The following is a 16,711-nucleotide window of genomic DNA, read 5'->3' as shown; positions in this document are numbered from 1 at the left end:
CTTAGGCGGCCGCGCTCATCGGCGGCTGTGGCCCCAGCGGCGTCAATCCGCCTGGCGTCAATTGCAAGACGCGATCCGCCGTCGCCGCAGCCACTGCCGAATGCGTGACGATAATCGCGGCCGTGCCGTTTGCGTTGACCAGTTCGCGCAGCAGGCTCAGCACCCGCGCGGCCGTCTCGTGATCAAGGTTGCCAGTCGGCTCATCCGCCAGCAGCAGCATTGGACGGTGTACCAGGGCACGCGCAATCGCCACCCGCTGCAACTCCCCGCCGGAAAGCTCGCGCGGCAGACTGTCCTCGCGCCCCTCAAGCCCAACCGCGGCGAGCATCTCGGCAACGCGCGCCGACGCCCCTTTTCGCTCGAGGCCGTTCAACAGCAGCGGCAGCGCCACGTTCTGCGCCGCGCTCAAATTCGGCAGCACGTGGAAGGCCTGGAACACGAACCCCAGCTTGCGACGCCTGAGCAAGGTTGCGGCATCGTCGTCCAGCTTGCCCAGATCCTGTCCGTCGAACTGGATGCGGCCACTGTCGGGCCGATCCAGACCGGCGATCAGGTGGAGCAGCGTTGACTTGCCCACGCCCGATTCGCCCATGACGGCGACAAATTCGCCGGCGTCCAGCGCAAGACTGACTCCGTGGAGAACCGTGCGCGGTCGGGCGCCGTTGTATGTCTTGGAGACATCTGTAAGGGTCAGCACAATGTCGTCAGCCTCGCGTGGCGCGCCTCTCCGTCAAAGCTGTGACGGGAAAGCGGACACAAGCCATTCTGCCACCGTTGAAGTGCATGGACTTGTCGAAGAAGGCCGCTAGAAGTCGGACGATTCGCACTGGGAACGGTGCAGCCACTTTGCCATTTCCTGGCGCTGGTTCGCTTCGCCGCCGATCGGGGGGATTACCGTGCTTCAGGTCACCGCCGGAACCACAGCATCGAGAGCCCGCACGCCACCCCCAGCAGCAGGACCGCTGCTGCCGAGAACAATGCACTGATCTCGGTTTCCTTGCGCTCGAGCGCGAAGCGGGCGCTGAGCTGGCGATACACCTGGCTCAGGTCCGCAGCCGAGCCTGCCTGGAAGTACTCGCCGTTCGTTATCGCCGCTACCGCCCGCAAGGCGGGTTCATCGAGCTGCATGTAGTAAGACAGGCCCGACTCTGCCGCGGCTCCGCCCTGCGGCGTACCGAAGCCCACCGTATAGACGCGCACGCCGCGCTGGGCGGCCATGCGCGCGGCGTCCAGCGGGTCCGGGCCGGTGGTGCGGCGGCCATCGCTGAGCAGGATCACCGCACCGTGCCGATACGAGCCGGGCTGCGCCGCCGGCCGTTCCTGTTCGCGCTTGCGGACGGCATCCGCCGCGGCGGCCTCTGTCAGCGATCTGCCGCCGGGCCCGGGTGCGAGCGACTCGCCGCTGAAAAGGATGGCTTCCAGGTCGATGCCATCGTCGGGGAACAACACTGCCAGCGCCTGGATCAGCCCGCTGCCGGTCGCCGTGCCGAGCTGGAGCTGGAAGCGATCGATTGCGTCGAGCATGTCCTGCCGGTTGTCGGTGGGGGGCAGCACCACGGTCGCGGTGGCGGCAAAAGAGACCATGCCCAGGCGCACGCTGGCCGGCAGCCCGACGATGAGATCCCGGGCAGCCTGCTTGGATGCGCCGATGCGGGTGGGTGCAACGTCGGTCGCCGCCATGCTGCGGGAGGTGTCCATGGCCAGCACCAGGGTGATGGTGTCGGACGGCAGCGTGATCGTCGCAGTAGGACGGGCGCAAGCCAGCAGGGCCGCGCCCAGCGCGAGCAGGAAGAGCAGCGGCGGAATGTGACGCCGCAGCCGTTGGCGAGGGCCCAGGGCGGCGCGCGGCAGCGCAAGGCTGGCGTATAACAGCGCGATTTTCTTGCGCCGCGCAATCAGGTACAGGTAAGCGGCTGCCAGCAGGGGCAGCGCGAGCAACAGCCAGAGCATTTGCGGCCAGAGAAACTGCATGCACCTGCTCCTTGGCGCGTGGGTAAGACGATGGTACTGTATTTTTCACGGCGGGACGGGACCTCGGGGGCGGAATGAGACGGGTAACGATCTACGGATGGGTCTCGGCAGCGGTGGCGCTGGTGCTCGCGGCAGTCGTGGGCTCTGCCTGGCTGTTGCAGCCGACGCCGCGCGTCCTCAAGCAAGCCGACATCGACTCCGCCGTGCTGCACACGCTGGAAACCAAGCGTCTGCCTTCGCGCACAGCCAGGGCGGCAGAGGCGGTTCGCGAGTCGGTGGTGGAAGTTCGCAGCTATGCGCTAGCCGAAAAGGCTGCGGACAAGCCGAAGAAAGCGGCATCCGCCCCCCACGCCAAGCGTGATTCCCCTGCCACACGCCGCAAAGCACCTCCCGAATCGCCCCCGCTATCCCCGCCGCCCTCGGGCGATGAACTCGCCAAAGGCGACCCACCTGGCGGCAAAGGCGAGTCCGGCGGCAAGCGCACAGCCCGCCACATCGGTTCGGGGGTGGTCGTGACCGAAAGCGGCATCATTCTCACCAGTTACCACGTCGTCGCCGACGCCCTGCGCCTGGAGGTCAGGTTCCACGACGGCCACACGGCCGAGGCCTCGGTGGTGCAGGCGTTCCCGGAGAAAGACCTAGCCGTGATCCGGCCCAGTTCCATCCCCGACGACCTGCCGCCGGCGACGCTCGGTTCCAGCCGGAACCTCGCGCCCGGCACTGAAGTCGTCGCGGTCGGCTTTCCGTTCGGCATCGGCCCGTCGGTGTCTGCCGGCGTGGTGTCGGGGCTCGACCGCAGGTTCGTCTTGCCGGACGGCAAGCGGGACCTGGACAAGCTCATCCAGTTCGACGCCGCCGCCAATCCGGGCAACTCCGGCGGACCGCTGGTGAATCTGGATGGCGAGGTGGTAGGGATCGTCACCGCCATCCTCAACCCCAACCAGAGCGGCACTTTCCTCGGCATCGGCTTTGCTGTCACCATCGAAAGCGCCGGCGCTTCCATCGGATCCTCTCCTTTCTAATCGCGGGGGCCTATGAACGACCAAACCAGGGGCGCAGTGGACAGCGCCGAGTTGATGGAACGCCTGCTGTATGAGGTGAAGCGCGTGGTGGTAGGGCAGGACCACTTCCTCGAACGGGTGCTGGTGGCGATCCTTGCGGGTGGCCACCTGCTGGTGGAAGGCGTGCCGGGCCTGGCCAAGACGCTGACCGTCAAGACGCTGGCCAGGACCATGAGCGGCTCCTTCAAGCGCATCCAGTTCACGCCTGACCTGCTGCCAGCCGACCTGATAGGCACGCGCATGTATAACCAGGGCACGGGCGAGTTCTCCACCGTGCGGGGTCCGGTCTTCGCCAACCTGCTGCTGGCCGACGAGATCAACCGCGCGCCGGCCAAGGTGCAGAGCGCCTTGCTGGAAGTGATGGAGGAGAAGCAGGTCACCATCGCCGGCGAGTCCCATCTGGTGCCCACGCCCTTCCTCGTCATGGCCACGCAGAACCCGATAGAAACGGAAGGCACCTACCCCTTGCCTGAGGCGCAGGTCGACCGTTTCCTGATGAAGGTCCTGGTGGGCTATCCCAGCGAGGAGGAGGAGGCCGTCATCGTCAACCGTGTCACCGGCCCCAGCATCAGCGTGAGCCCCATCGCGACGCCGGAGCGCCTGGCAAGCCTGCAGGACGAATGCGGCAGGATCTATGTGGATCCGAGCCTGCTCCAGTATGCAGTGCGCGTGGTGGCGGCCACCCGCAAGCCGGGAGGCTACGGGCTGGAGGACCTGGATCGATACATAGCGTTCGGTGCCAGCCCCCGCGCCACCATCGGCCTGATAGAAGGCGCGCGCGCCCTGGCGTTCCTGCGCCGCCGCCACTATGCGCTGCCCGAAGACGTGGTCGACCTCGTGCCGGATGTCTTGCGCCACCGCCTGGTGCTCTCGTACGAGGCCATGTCCGACGGCGTGACTGCCGACCAGCTCGTCACCCGCATCCTGCAGGCGCTGCCGGTCCCGGAGCGCCCATTGGAATCCCATGTTCGGGCGCCTGCGCAATAGGCGCCGGAGCGGCCCGGAAGCCGCACCCCGCAGCACACCCGCCGGCACGGCGCTGGCCAGCGTCGACCCAAGGCAGACCGAGGCCTTGCTGCGCCGCCTGGAATGGACCGTGGTGCGCCGCCTCGATGGCCTGCTGCAGGGCGACTACCGCACGCTGTTCCGCGGCTTTGGGCTGGATCTTGCCGACCTGCGCGAATACCGCCCCGGCGACGACGTGCGGCACATCGACTGGAACGTGACGGCGCGGCTGCAGACACCGCACGTGCGTGAGTACCAGGAAGACCGGGAGGTCTCCGTCTGGTTCCTGCTGGACCTGAGCGGATCGGTCGGTTTCGGCTCCGGCAGCGTGAGCAAGCGCGACCTGCTGAGCGACTTCACCACCGTCATGGCGCTGCTGCTGACGCGCTATGGCAACCGGGTCGGCGCCCTGCTCTACGGCGGGGCCACAGACGCGGGCGCGTCGGTGGTGCCGGCGCGCTCGGGGCGCCGGCACCTGCTGCACCTGCTCGACCGCATGCATGCCACACCGGCCGCGTCGCCGGGCGACACCCGCTTGCGCGACCTGCTGGAGCGCGCACGGGCGGTCGCGAAACATCGATCGGTGCTGTTCGTGGTCTCCGACTTCATCAGCGCCCCGGGCTGGCAGGCATCGCTCCAAATGCTGGCCCGGCGCCATGAGGTCGTCGCCGTGCGGCTGGTCGACCCGCTGGAGATGGCCTTGCCCGACCTGGGCCTGGTCGTGCTGCAGGATGCGGAAACCGCGGAGCAGATGTTCGTCGACACGCACGACCCGGCCTTCCGCAAACGCTTCGCCGCCGCCGCCCAGGCGCGCGAGGACGAGTTGCGCCTGGCCTTCACCAAGGCCGGCGTGGCGTGCCTGACGCTGTCGACCTACGCCCGCCTGGACCTGGCCCTGCTGCACTTCACCCGCCGGCGCCGCCATCGTCGAGGGGCCGCTGCGCCAGCAAAGCAGGAGAACGGGCCCAAGGAGGCAGCATGACCGATGCCATAAGCCGGCTACCCGTCTTCAGCTTCCTGTGGCCAGGCATGCTGTGGTTGCTCGCGCTCGTCCTCGTGCTGTCCGCTGGCTACCTATGGCTCGACAGGCGCCGGCGCCACGCCACGGTGCACTCTCCCACCCTGAAATCCGTCGGCGTTGCCATCAGGGGCGGCGCGACCTTGCGCCGCCACGTGCCGCCCATGATGCTCCTGCTGGCCCTGGCCGCGCTGACCCTCGCCATCGCCCGACCCCAGGCAGTGATGCTGCTGCCCTCGCACATCGAGACCGTGGTCGTGGTCATCGATCTGTCCGGCAGCATGCGCGCGCAGGATATCCAGCCCAGCCGCATCCGCGCCGCCCAGCAAGCGGCCAAGGTTCTGCTCGACACACTGCCCGCGGGCGTCAGCGCGGGAGTAGTCGCGATGGCCGGCACCGCCGCCGTGGCACAGGCCCCCAGCCGCAGCAAGGATGCCGCGGCCACGGCGATCGACCGCCTCAAGCCGCAAGGCGGCACGGCGCTGGGCAATGGCCTGCTCATCGCGCTGACGACGCTGCTGCCGCAGACGGCTGGTGACGCCGAGCGCCTCATGAACGGCGACACCACGCCGCTGCAAAAGCCGGACGCATCCCGCAGCGGCGAAGCCGTGACGCCCGGCTCTTATCCCTCCGGGGCGATCGTCCTGTTTTCCGACGGTGAAAGCAACACCGGCCCGGCCGCGACGCAGGCGGCGCAGCTTGCCGCCGCGCACGGCGTGCGCGTTTATACCGTCGGGGTTGGCACGACCGACGGCGTGGTGCTCTCGGTCGATGGCTGGTCGGCGCGCGTCAGGCTGGATGAGAAGGTATTGAAGGAAGTCGCCAATGCAACAGGGGCAGAGTACTTCCCGCTTGAGAATGCCGCGCAACTGAAAAAGGTGTACCGGGCGCTCAATATGCGGCTGGCATTTGGCAAGCGCGAACAGGTGGAAATTACTGCGTTCTTCGCCGCGCTGGGGGCGTTGCTGGCCACGTGTGCGGGGCTGCTGTCGTTGTGGTGGTTCGGGCGCGTGATGTAGGCACGGTGGCTCTGGCGGAGGAAACCCGGGCGTCCCTTTGCCGCAGCTGTGCCCCACACTCGGAGCCACTCATTCACCGCCCCCTGCCCACAACGAAGTCCCAATAGCTTTTTCGGAGATCGGATCCTCGCACCGAGGATCGGAATCCATGCGCGCATTGTAGCTGGCTCATCAGCGTTTCCGCGGCAGACTTCGTCGTTGCCCCCGATTTTGCGGTCTCCAACAACGGCTATTTGCCGCACCTTCCCCTGTCTGCTGGTTTAGTGTCGCGCCACCGCGTCGGCGTCATCCCGAACTGCGCAGTGAACCAACGGAAAAACGAGCCATAAGCGGAGTATCCGAGCGACTCGGCAATGCGTCCCAGCGAGAGGCTTCCGTTCTCCATGTAGTGGATGACGAGATCGCGCCTTACGCCATTGACCATGTCGGAGAAGACCTCTCCGGCGCTTTCGAGCTGGCGTTGCAGCGTGCGCACGTTTATTCCTGCATGCGCTCGAAACGCTGGACCGCATGGTGCGCAAGGGGGTCTACAAGGGCCCGCTGAACCTGACCTGCATCGGCATCGGTGGCGGCCACCATGGTCCGCATCCGTACAACCTGTTCGACTTCATCCAGCGTGCACCGGATGGCTGCACCGTTACCGCCGAGTCGTTGTTCAAGAACGTACTCCCGTGGAACACGATGGCGTTGGCGATGGGGATGCCGATGCTGCTCGAAGAAGTCGCGCGCTTTGACGCGCATTCTCAAAGCAAGAAGTGAATCTCTTCCATCCAGCACACCATGCCAGTCAGCTTCATGCTCTGACTGGCATTTTGACCCATTCAAGCGCTTTCCATGGTTTTCCTGCTCCAGTCACCCCCTAGCGCCAACAATAGCGCAATGCGCTGGTTGAGATGATCGCCCCTCAGGTGGATCAGATCCATCTCGGCAGCCAGCATTGCCTGCCGAGCCTTCAGGACGCCGCGCGGATCGGAAGCACCAATGCTAACGCGCGCCTCCTCGCGCTGTACCAATAGCTGGCTCTCGTTCACCCGATCCTGCATTTGCCTGGTGCGATCTGCAAGATTCGATTCGGCACGCAACCCCGCATCGACCTCGCCCAGTGCCTGCAGGGCACTGTTGCCATAGGCGATCATGGCGGCCTTCTGCTCGGCGCTGTAGTAGTCCGCCCTCGCCTTGAGCTCTCCTCCCGTGAACAGCGGCGCGAAGATCGCGCCATTCAGTCCCTTGATCGGAGTGCCGGACTGGTTGAGCAGCAGCACGTCGCTACGGATGCCGGTAATGGCCGCGCTGATTGAAATGCTTGGCAGCCGCGCTGCCTCGGCGGACTGCCTCAGGTCGAAGGCCGCGGCGACGCGGTGCGCCGCGGCAGTCAAGTCCGGGCGGCGATCAAGCAGGTCTGCAGGCAGGCCTGCCTGCGGGGCTATGGGCATGGCGGGCAACTCCAGCTTCGCCACACTATTCCCGACTTCCCCGGCAGGGTAGCGGCCCAGCAGCAGCTCCAGGGCTTGCGCGGCCTGGCTCCTGGCCAGTTCGGCCTTCCGCAGCGAATCCACCTGCGTGCGCAGCGCATTTTTCGCTTCCACCGGTTCAGTATCCGGTGCCGCCCCAATGGCAACCCGCCGCTCGCTGATCTGCACCAGTTGCTCCTGTACCGCCACGGCCTGTCGCTGCCGGTCCTCCAGCTTTGCTGACCGGATCAGCGTGAACCATGCTTTGGCAGTAGCGGCTGCGACGACGCGCTGCGCCCAGAGATATTCGTCCGCGGTAGCGGCATACTGGGATTTTGCGGCACGCGATTGTGCACGGATGCGGCCCCAGAGATCGATCTCCCAGCTCGCACCAATCGAGAGGAACTGGGTTTCCGAATGGCCAGCCCTGCCCTTCACGCCCGCGCTCGGTAACAGGCCGCTGCTTTGCATGGTAACGAGTGCCTGCGCCTGCTCGACGCGCACTGCTGCCAGCCTGAGATCGCCGTTGTGCGCAATCGCTTCCCGGGCCAGCCGCTGCAGCTCAGCATCGTCGAAGCTTGCAAGCCAGTCGTCCGCGGGCTCGCCTGCTGCGGCCTCGTTTGCCCAGGTGCGCTGCCATTCAAGCGCGGGGACCGCCTGGCCTCGAAGGCTGGCGCTATCCGGCGGCGCCTGCAGGGCGCAGCCAAAGAGCATGGCGAGCGGCAGCGCCAGCAGTACCGGAAGGGTCTTGTTGAGAGATGACGACACAGGCTTGCCTTTAATGGAGCTTGAATACCAGATAGTTCAGCTTGGAACTGACGCGCAGGAAGACCATCCGAACGATATGGAACATCTTCATGTGCGAGGTGTAGATGGCACCCGCGCCGACCGCCCCGACCGGAAGCATCTGGCCCTTCGATTCGTCGCGCAGGTCCAGCTTGACGGCGAACCGGTTCGGTACGGCTTCCGTGGCACCAGTGTTCGGAATCATTCCACCCTGCGCGAACTGGCCTTGTGATTGCGCCCAGACGATCGAATCCACCCTTGCCTTGATGATTTTACCCGGGTGCGTCGGCAGGTAGATCTCGGCGGCATCCCCCGTCTTGACGTTGTATAGCTCGTTCTGCTTGTAGAAGGCGACCACCTCCTGCTCGTCCTCAACGAAGCTGAATGCCGGCGAGAACGGAAACGGGACCAGCATCGTGCCCACGCGCACCTGCAGGTTCACGACCTTGCCGTCGGCGGGCGCCCGGTACTCGGTTTGGCCAAGTTCCCATCGGGCGTTCTCGAGCATGACTTCGGTTTCCGCGCGCTTGGCGCGCGCCGTGGCGATGGCGGCGAATTCCCCCTGGCTTTTGGCAGACAGCTTCTGCCTGGCCTCGTCCTCGACGGCTTGAGCGCTGACCAGTTCGCCTTCCAGTTCGTGCCGCCGCGCCAGGGCATCTTCCCGGTCAAACTTCGATCCGGCACCTGCCGCAAGCAGGGCCTCATGTTCCCTGAGCCGCTGTCGGGCGAGCGACAGCTTGGCTTGTACCGTGGCAACCTTGCCGGCCGCTCCGCGCACGGACTCGCTGAGTTGGCGAGCAACGGCCTGCGCTTCGGCAAGCGCGGCATCGTCCGCCATCAACCTGCCCTCAAGTTGCCTGACCGAGGCCTGATAGGGCGTCGGGTCGATGCGCAACAGGACATCGCCTTTCTTGTAGTGCCGGTTACCCTCGGCCGGAAGTTCGACAATGCGCCCCCTTGCCTGCGGCACCACCTGGAGCACCTTGCCGACCACCCTGACATCATGGGACGAAGGTGCCACCACGTTCAGCGTCAGGACCAGCAGCGTCAGGGCAACCACCGGAATCGTGACCACGATGACCATGGACGTCGTGTTCCATGGCAGCCATTTGAACTTGAAAAAGATCAGCCAGACGGCCAGCGCGTAGATAGCAAGCAGCAGCGCATCCATTCAGCTCTGCTCCCCTGCGCCGGACGTAGCGCCGCGTGCCGGCGCCCGCAGGGACGCGACGTTCCCGGGCCGGCCGATGGGGGCATGTGCCGCGCCTCGCGCCGCTTCGTCTTCCGGCAGTTTGTCGGTGCCATAGGCCGCCCGGTAGAACACCGGCTTGGTGTGTGCCCAGAGCCAGGCCATCGGCCACAGCAGTCCGCCGAAGAAGAGCGAAAGCAGGCATAGCGCATGGATGGCTTCCCTTTGCGGATGCTGTTTCCGGTGGGCGACCTTATCCGGCCAGATATGCAGCATCCAGAACAGGTAGATGGCTGCGAGCGGCACGAATATCATCACCACCCAGGAGATGGCATTGGCGGCGCTCTCGAGGGCCTTTCCGCTGAGGAAGGAGGCGAACGCTGGTTCATGCATTGCCAGCAGGCCAACGCCCGCCAGCAGATATTGACGCAGTTTCATCGGGGAAATAGAGAGATCGGGCACCAGGGCCCGGTGTTTGACTTGCCAGGTACTCGGTTGGATTGAGAACTACAGTGTGCTGGCCGGCGCAGTACCCGCTGATTCGCTGCGGCTGTTCCTGGCGGCGCTATCCGGCATGCGCCCCGCTTGCCGGCCGGATTGTGCATCCGCCGGGCAGTTCCGACACGGGCTGGCTGGAACCGGCCCGGTTGACCTTTCGCTGTTGCCGGCCGGCACATCGTCCGCGTACAGGAGGTTGTACTTGCTCTGGCCGGCATTGCTGGCGGCACGGCAGGCCGCGGATTGCAGGCCGGCGCCAGTACCGGAGCAGGCTTCCGGCCGCGCGGCGGTGTCTCGCTGCGCGTGAGCGGGCAGGTTCTGCGCGTACGATTGCGCGGCGCCGGCAATCAGCAGGGCCATGACAAGGTTGGGCACCCCACGACCGCGCGCGCTGGCGCCCGCTATCGAGACAGCCGAAAGGCAGTGCTTGATCATTCCTGTAGTTTCCTTCGAAGTGGATCAGATACCGTCGACGCAAACCGGCGCGGCCGGTCGCATCTCCGTGGATGTGCACACCTTATGCCGGTGGCGCGGGCGGGGCTATCAAAGAAATTAGAAAGTGAGGGTGCGTCGAATCGATGCGCGCCAAGGGCCGCCCGGCATTTCGAATTCCTTTGATGGCCACCATGGCGAGGCAGGCTTACTCTGTCCGCCGTCGTATGCCCTCCCAGGTGAAGATCAGGTTCACCTGAACTGACTATCCAATGAATGCTGTTTCCGCGATTTCCACATGTGTTATTGCCATTGCCACGGCAAGCGCCATCTCAGGATGCGCGATCCCTACCTCTGAGACCTGGCATCCGTTCCAGGAGCCCTGGCCGTGGACCAAGATCGTCACTGTCAACCAGACCGATCATGACGTGCTGGCACTACGCGCCGGCCCTTGCGAGACCGGACCCGCGTCGCGGCGCTCGCTGTCGGCACCCTCCTTCTGCTTCCTTGGCACCAAGCCGGAGGGGCCCATCGCGATAACCTGGAGCGATGCCATAGCCGGCACGGAATTCCATGCCGCATCCGAACAGGGCGAACTGCTTGCCTCGACGGCACCCCTGCCACGCCTTTGGCGGGAAACGCCTCATGCGGGCAACGCCATCGGCAACTTCCTCTGCGTGGTCCTACGCAATGATGCGCGGGTAGATGTTGCCGTTACCGCCAGCGCAGAAGCCTGCGCCGTTCTTTAGGACGCCTCTGGCATGTTGCTCGGCGCGGTAGACCGGCTGCCGCCAGCCCGGTCTACCTCCGCGGTGCCGCCGTGCACACGGCAAGAGCAAGACTTCTACGATTGCTCATGAACTCTCCTGAGGAGGTGCCAGGCCGGGGCATGGCGCCATCTTTCCCCGGTGGCGGGGATTCGCGCCTCGGTGCGGCGGCAATCAGCGCCAGCCAATGCGCCCGGCCGGGGCACAGAGAAAAATACCCCCCGTACAGGCGGGCGAACCAAGGGCCTCGCAAGGGGGCAGTACCCAAGACGAGTGAGTGGTGCCTTAAGCAGGCATCCAGCCTTCCCCTCAATGCTGACCGCGCCCAGGTGTATTCACAATCATAGAAGTCAGAAAGCCAGCGGACGGGAACCGCAGGCGACCCCTTTCTCACCACGCCCGCGCTCGCATACGCTCATCAGGCCTTGAACGATGAAGGCGGACTGCAGTTCGATCTCGTCGTCCCAGCGTTTGGCTTCAGCCACGTAGCCGTGCAGGTCAGCGCAGAGTTCGGACAGTCCTGAGCGCCCCACGACCCCGAGCGTCCCCGCGATACGATGCAGCAGCCGTTCCATGTGGCGGATGTCTCGCGCTGCCCGGACCGCCTCGAATTCGTTCAGGTCCACCATGGTCTGCGCCAGGAACGCTTCGGCGTATTCTCCGGCGACCGACGGCAGCTCAGGGAGATCGTCATCGGTTAGCAGCACTGGCGCCGCCCCATCATCCGTGTGTGGCGGGTCGGCCTTGGCGGCAACAGCATCGAGCACCGAAGCCAGCGTCGCCAGCGACACCGGTTTCGTGAGATAGCCGGTAAATCCGCTTGCCAGCCCCTCGGTAACATCCTTCGGTCTCGCGCTTGCGCTTACGGCATAGACGGGTATCTCCGGCCTGCACCGCCTGATTTCACGAAGCAGGTCGAATCCATTCATTACAGGCATGTCCACATCCGTCAGCACTGCATGCACGCCCTGCTCAGACAACACTGCCAAGGCCTCGTTGCCGTTGCCTGCTTCGATAACGCTCGCACCTAACAGGTGAAGCTGGTCGTGCAGCAGTTTCCTGTTCAGCAGATTGTCTTCCGCGACCAACACGGAAAGGCCCGCGAACGGCGCTGCAGACTGATCGTGTATGGCAGCCACGACACGGTCTTCGTCGACATGCCTGGTCTCCGGAGCATTATTGAGGACCGCCTGTGCAGCGGCATGGATACCGGCCAGGCTGTAGGCAGACACCTCCCGGCTGCCATCCGGCCGTATGGTCGGGACGAGCGGGCCCAGTTGCTTGAGCCACACGATAGTGGCGGGGTTCCGCCACCACGCTATGACTTGGGCAGGATCCAAGGACTCGGTCACGAGCAGGCAGTCGAACCTGTCCCCGTCAATGGGCTCGTCGATGCTGGACCGAAAAAATGGCTGGCATGATCCCCAGTCGAAATGGTTCAGCATTCCTTCGAAACACTCTGGCTCACGGGACAGGACCAGCGCGCGGCGCGGCGCCGGGCGCCATTGCGCCGGGGTCTGATGCCCGCCCGGCGGGCTGAGCGGCAGGCGAACCGTGACGCGCGTGCCAACGCCTAGTACGCTGTCCAGCGTGATACGTCCGTTCATCCGCTTCACCAGCCGCATGCAGATTGACAGTCCAAGCCCGGTCCCGCCGGCCTGCGCGAGACGATTGTTGCCGACCTGGGAGAATGGCTGGAACAGCCGTTCCTTGTACGCCTCCGGTATGCCAACGCCGGTATCGGTGATGACGATTTCAAGGTTTGCATCCACCCATTGCGCGCGCAGGACAATCTTCCCCGCCTCGGTGAATTTGAACGCGTTGCCAAGCAGATTGTTGACGATCTGGGTCAGGCGCACCGGGTCAAGATTGAGCCGCGCCGGAATCTCCTTGCCATATACCGCGAAAAAGCTCAGCCCACGCCGCGCCGCAAGCGGAGCGTGCGAGATTGCAATGCGACCCAGGAGTTCCGTGACGACGACGGGCTCCTCCGCCAGACGCATCGCTCCCACGTCGAGCTTCGAAAAATCGAGCACGTCATTGACGATCTGCAGCAACCCTTCGGCCGACACCTGCATGGCGCTTACCCGCGCCCGCTGCTCCGGCTCCAGCCTACCGAGGGCCACGAGCTCCATGTTTCCCAGCAGCGAGGAAAGCGGCGTCCGTATCTCGTGGCTCATCGACGCAAAGAACGCCACCTTGGCCTTGGCCGCAGCCTCGCTGGCGAGCCTCGCTTCGTGCAACAGCTGCTGTGCGCGTGCCGCTTCGGCATAGGTGCCGGTCAGGAAGCGATAGTTCCAGTATCGATACATCGCGAACAGCAAGGCGAGAAGCGCGGCCGTAACCAGGCCGGTTACAAGCAGTTCCTGCCGCATTTCCCGGAACTGCTGCCCTAGCGGCAGTGCGAAGACCAGGTGGCCGAAATCCGCAATGAGCAGCGGGCGCCGCAGGGCCCATCCATAGTCCTGGACCCAGTGAAACAGCCCCTCCGGAAGTCCCTCCAGCCTGGCGTCCAGGCGCCGTGCGTTGGCCCGTGCACCTGAAGCAACCAGTGGCGTGCCCAGGCGATCGACGACAATTGGCTCCGGGATCGACAAGTTCGGCCAGGCTGGCCGAAGCAAGTCTTGCAGCGGGATCCGCGTCAACACGATGGCGTAAAGTGCGTCGCCTTTCGCGACCAGCGATGCGCCAACCATCTCCGGACTCCCTCCGGCCGCATTCGCCGGGATGCCCAGCCATACGACACGCTTCTCCCGCGCTGCCTGCAAGAGATCCATGTCGCGGCTCTGGAACCGTTCAAGAATCATCGTGGTGATGCTTGACGACGACAGCGGCGGAAGGGCCGCAGCCACGCCGGATCCCGATGCGTCGGGCGCTTCATACCGATACGTCGCCCCGTTCGCAATCGAGATCATCTCGATCGAAGGCTTCTGGCTTGCGGCAGTCAGCGTCCGGACAGCCTGGTCGCAACTCTGCTCCAACACCGGATCGGGAGGCGCAGACGGAGACACCTGTGTGCATAGACTGCCGGCATGCCCGCGCTGCGCCACGGGGACTTTGCCATTGCTGCGCAACTCAAGGATCAGGTTCGTCGCCGTCAGGGTGCTGCGGCGTTCGAGCACCGCATCGACGACGCCTTGCTCATACAGGCGCGCGACCTGCTCCTGGGCGCGCAGGGATTCATTCAGGCGGGCAAGCATTGCTGCCGAAGCGATCGCGATGGCGACCAGCCCCAGCAGCAGGACCACCATCGAGAACACACGGCGCTCCCGCTGCAGATTCCGCTCAACCGAGTGGTCGGCGTGTAGTGGCGATTGCTGCGAGCGCTCGCGCTCTTCCTGCATCAGGTAAGACCGTTGTCGCGTGCGTACGTGACAAGGTCCGCATTAGTGGTGATATTCAGCTTGCGCATTGCCGAGCGCTTCTGCGTCGCAATGGTAGCGAGCGATCGATGGAGATATCCCGCGATTTCCGTGAGCGTGCTGCCAGTCGCGAACATCCGCACAACTTCGATCTCCCGCGGGGACAGCGGGCTTGCCGTGCCGTTGACCAACGCCCCCGCACTTGACATCCTGGCCGCTATGCCCGGCGACAGGCGCTGGCCAGTACCTGTTATTGCATCGACACAGATTTGCCTCAGGATGCCCGGCTCCTCGTTCTTCCCGACGATGGCCGCAACGCCCATCTCCTTGATGCGCGTGAGCAGTCCGCCATTGGTCAACATCGTGAAAACCACGATCGGTGTATGTGGACGCGACTGCCTGAGCCGGTGGATCAGCCGAAGACCGTCATCATTGACCTGGGAGCGCTCCATCGTGAAATCGGTGACGATAAGGTCAGGTTGTTGCGTTTGTAGCGCCGCAAAGAGCTCTTTTCCTGACGAGCATATTGCGCAAATCCCGACATTCGGGATCTCGCTCAAGGTGGCCTTGACTGCAAGTTGAATTACCGGATGATCGTCTGCGATGACGACGGAGATGACAGGTGGCGGCATGCGCGTTAACTCAGACCGGCAGCACGCTTGTATGGATCGGGGCGACGTGCCCAACCGGCGGAACTGGCTGCATAGAGCACCGGATTCTACCAAGGGGTACTCACCTTCATTTGACAAAACGGGACATATATTTGGCTGATCGTCCCACGCGGAGTAATCGTACTGCGTCCCAGTCAAAGCTCTTCCAGGCGCGATTCCTGTCTAACCGTGCACGCGAGAAGCTAGCGTAAAGAGCACGCGTTTATATAGATCACCTCAAACGGAAGACATCGCAGCAAGACGCTTGCACCTATTCTCGCTGCCTTAAAGCGCAAGCGTCACCACGCGCAGCGTGGCATCGTCTGGACACGCTAAATCGGCAAATCCAAAACGTTTAGCCAGTCGCCGCATGGCGGTATTCGACGACAAAACATACCCTTCCATGCATCGATAGCCGCGGCTCCGAGCGATGTCGATCAGTGTGCCCAGCAGTCGGCTGGCCAGGCCGAGCCGATGCCAGTCATCGGCGACAGTCACCGCAAACTCGCAGGTATCGCTGCCCGGCGCGGCGGCGTAGCGTGCGCCACCCACAATAGACGACACCTTGTTTTCCGTGGCAAGCGCTACCAGCGCAAACTCACGCTCGGCCGACGGATGCGTCGCTTGCTCGAGCATCGCTTCCGGCAGCTGTTGCATGGCGGCCATGAATCTGGCGTAACGCGCATCGGCAGAAAGCCTGTTAAATGCCGCTAACAGGCCGACCTTGTCGTCTTCGGTAATCTCCCGCACCAGCACTTCCCGTCCATCGCACAGGGGCACGGTGAACGGGACGAAGTTTGTCGCGTCAGACTTGGCTTGCATGGCAACGGTGTCGTAAGGAATGTAAGCGAGTTCGTTGAATCGCCCCGCAGCATTTGATAGTAGCTGATCCGGCGCAGTTTTCCGATATCGAACATAGGCGATTACGCACGACATCGCCGCCATCGAGCCGTGTTATCGCGCCAGTCCGACCGGAATCAATTTGCCCCCGGTCTCCGCTACGAGCGTCTAGAATGCTGGGTGAGCCAAGACTCACAGAAGCTCGAATGGAAGTCGTTTCCGTGCCAAAGGTCCAAACACACATAATGAACTGAGGAGAGCGACATGACCGTGCGCAAATTGCCAGCAGTTGGTTTCGCAGTCCTGATGGGACTGATTTCTATAGGCGCGACCGCCCAGCCGGCACCAGGATCCCAACAGGGAGCGGCGCCAGCCGAGGTGCCGAAAGCTCCCCCGACTACGGCCCAGGCCAAGGCTCTGATTGCCGAGCGATTCAAGGCTGCCGATTCCAATCATGACGGCAAGCTGACTCGTGACGAAGCTCAGGCGGGAATGCCAAAGGTCTACGAAAGTTTCGACAAGATCGACGTAAAAAAACAGGGTCACGTCACCGAGCGCCAGATCGGTTCCTATTGGATGAAGAAGACCAAGGATCAGATGCAGAAGGAAGATCCGATCTGGAACTGAAGGCATCCCCTCTTGAACCGGCTGGATGAGCCTTG

Annotated in this window: 16 protein-coding genes and 1 pseudogene; 7 read left to right on the top strand and 10 right to left on the bottom strand. The window is 64.2% G+C overall.

Features of this window, described 5'->3' with window-relative positions:
• Nucleotide 1: 1 nt before the first annotated feature.
• Nucleotides 2-697, bottom strand: coding sequence for an ABC transporter ATP-binding protein (locus AC3WVS_RS00160; RefSeq protein ID WP_492316844.1), 696 nt, complete (start codon nucleotides 695-697; stop codon nucleotides 2-4).
• Between the two features lie 209 nt (nucleotides 698-906).
• Nucleotides 907-1,971, bottom strand: coding sequence for a VWA domain-containing protein (locus AC3WVS_RS00155; RefSeq protein WP_492316843.1), 1,065 nt, complete (start codon nucleotides 1,969-1,971; stop codon nucleotides 907-909).
• 74 nt (nucleotides 1,972-2,045) lie between these two features.
• Here AC3WVS_RS00155 and AC3WVS_RS00150 point away from each other — a divergent pair, with 74 nt between their 5' ends.
• The 4 genes from AC3WVS_RS00150 to AC3WVS_RS00135 are packed head-to-tail and all read left to right on the top strand — an operon-like array spanning nucleotide 2,046 to nucleotide 6,074.
• Nucleotides 2,046-2,993, top strand: a complete 948-nt coding sequence (locus AC3WVS_RS00150) for a S1C family serine protease (protein ID WP_492316842.1) — start codon at nucleotides 2,046-2,048, stop codon at nucleotides 2,991-2,993.
• 12 nt (nucleotides 2,994-3,005) lie between these two features.
• Nucleotides 3,006-4,019 (top strand): AAA family ATPase, encoded by a 1,014-nt coding sequence (locus AC3WVS_RS00145; protein ID WP_439669149.1) that lies wholly within the window; start codon nucleotides 3,006-3,008, stop codon nucleotides 4,017-4,019.
• Nucleotides 3,997-5,019 carry a DUF58 domain-containing protein gene (locus AC3WVS_RS00140; RefSeq protein WP_492316841.1) on the top strand — a complete coding sequence of 341 codons (1,023 nt, stop codon included), beginning with the start codon at nucleotides 3,997-3,999 and terminating at the stop codon, nucleotides 5,017-5,019. The genes AC3WVS_RS00145 and AC3WVS_RS00140 overlap by 23 nt, the downstream gene beginning before the upstream one ends.
• Nucleotides 5,016-6,074, top strand: a complete 1,059-nt coding sequence (locus AC3WVS_RS00135) for a VWA domain-containing protein (RefSeq protein WP_492316840.1) — start codon at nucleotides 5,016-5,018, stop codon at nucleotides 6,072-6,074. Before AC3WVS_RS00140 ends, AC3WVS_RS00135 begins: the two co-directional genes overlap by 4 nt.
• 229 nt (nucleotides 6,075-6,303) lie before the next feature.
• Here the strand turns inward: AC3WVS_RS00135 and AC3WVS_RS00130 are convergent, their stop codons facing one another.
• Nucleotides 6,304-6,549 (bottom strand): helix-turn-helix domain-containing protein, encoded by a 246-nt coding sequence (locus AC3WVS_RS00130; protein ID WP_492316839.1) that lies wholly within the window; start codon nucleotides 6,547-6,549, stop codon nucleotides 6,304-6,306.
• 8 nt (nucleotides 6,550-6,557) lie between these two features.
• Between AC3WVS_RS00130 and AC3WVS_RS00125 the strand changes: the two are divergent.
• Nucleotides 6,558-6,776 (top strand): annotated as a pseudogene (locus tag AC3WVS_RS00125) (3-keto-5-aminohexanoate cleavage protein); the annotation flags it as partial.
• A 119-nt stretch (nucleotides 6,777-6,895) separates the two neighbouring features.
• On the opposite strand, the gene AC3WVS_RS00120 reads toward AC3WVS_RS00125, so the two are convergent.
• The 4 genes from AC3WVS_RS00120 to AC3WVS_RS00105 all read right to left on the bottom strand — a co-directional run bounded on the left by AC3WVS_RS00120 (nucleotide 6,896) and on the right by AC3WVS_RS00105 (nucleotide 10,433).
• Complete coding sequence (locus tag AC3WVS_RS00120; protein WP_492316838.1) at nucleotides 6,896-8,293, bottom strand: efflux transporter outer membrane subunit; 1,398 nt, start codon at nucleotides 8,291-8,293, stop codon at nucleotides 6,896-6,898.
• Nucleotides 8,294-8,303: 10 nt separating this feature from the next.
• Entirely contained in the window at nucleotides 8,304-9,482 is a 1,179-nt protein-coding gene (locus AC3WVS_RS00115) for an HlyD family secretion protein (RefSeq protein ID WP_492316837.1), read from the bottom strand.
• Nucleotides 9,483-9,938 carry a DUF3302 domain-containing protein gene (locus AC3WVS_RS00110; RefSeq protein WP_492316836.1) on the bottom strand — a complete coding sequence of 152 codons (456 nt, stop codon included), beginning with the start codon at nucleotides 9,936-9,938 and terminating at the stop codon, nucleotides 9,483-9,485.
• Nucleotides 9,939-10,007: 69 nt separating this feature from the next.
• The gene (locus AC3WVS_RS00105; RefSeq protein ID WP_492316835.1) at nucleotides 10,008-10,433 is read right to left on the bottom strand and encodes a hypothetical protein; all 426 of its coding nucleotides are present in this window, start codon (nucleotides 10,431-10,433) and stop codon (nucleotides 10,008-10,010) included.
• Nucleotides 10,434-10,702: 269 nt separating this feature from the next.
• Here AC3WVS_RS00105 and AC3WVS_RS00100 point away from each other — a divergent pair, with 269 nt between their 5' ends.
• A complete protein-coding gene (locus tag AC3WVS_RS00100; protein ID WP_492316834.1) occupies nucleotides 10,703-11,179 on the top strand; it encodes a hypothetical protein in 477 nt (158 codons plus the stop codon).
• A gap of 368 nt (nucleotides 11,180-11,547) precedes the next feature.
• On the opposite strand, the gene AC3WVS_RS00095 is transcribed toward AC3WVS_RS00100, so the two are convergent.
• The 3 genes from AC3WVS_RS00095 to AC3WVS_RS00085 all read right to left on the bottom strand — a co-directional run bounded on the left by AC3WVS_RS00095 (nucleotide 11,548) and on the right by AC3WVS_RS00085 (nucleotide 16,031).
• Nucleotides 11,548-14,541, bottom strand: coding sequence for an ATP-binding protein (locus tag AC3WVS_RS00095; RefSeq protein ID WP_492316833.1), 2,994 nt, complete (start codon nucleotides 14,539-14,541; stop codon nucleotides 11,548-11,550).
• A complete protein-coding gene (locus AC3WVS_RS00090) occupies nucleotides 14,541-15,191 on the bottom strand; it encodes a response regulator (RefSeq protein WP_492316832.1) in 651 nt (216 codons plus the stop codon). The genes AC3WVS_RS00095 and AC3WVS_RS00090 overlap by 1 nt, the downstream gene beginning before the upstream one ends.
• Nucleotides 15,192-15,494: 303 nt before the next feature.
• Nucleotides 15,495-16,031: a GNAT family N-acetyltransferase gene (locus AC3WVS_RS00085; RefSeq protein ID WP_492316831.1), complete on the bottom strand. Its 537-nt coding sequence runs from the start codon at nucleotides 16,029-16,031 to the stop codon at nucleotides 15,495-15,497.
• A gap of 282 nt (nucleotides 16,032-16,313) precedes the next feature.
• Between AC3WVS_RS00085 and AC3WVS_RS00080 the strand changes: the two genes are divergently transcribed.
• A complete protein-coding gene (locus AC3WVS_RS00080) occupies nucleotides 16,314-16,676 on the top strand; it encodes an EF-hand domain-containing protein (protein WP_492316830.1) in 363 nt (120 codons plus the stop codon).
• The last annotated feature ends 35 nt before the right edge of the window (nucleotides 16,677-16,711 follow it).

Source organism: Cupriavidus sp. CPT47-8839-RL05A (assembly GCF_058792255.1).
Note: the sequence above shows the minus strand (reverse complement) of the source record. Positions and strands in the feature narration are given on the sequence as shown.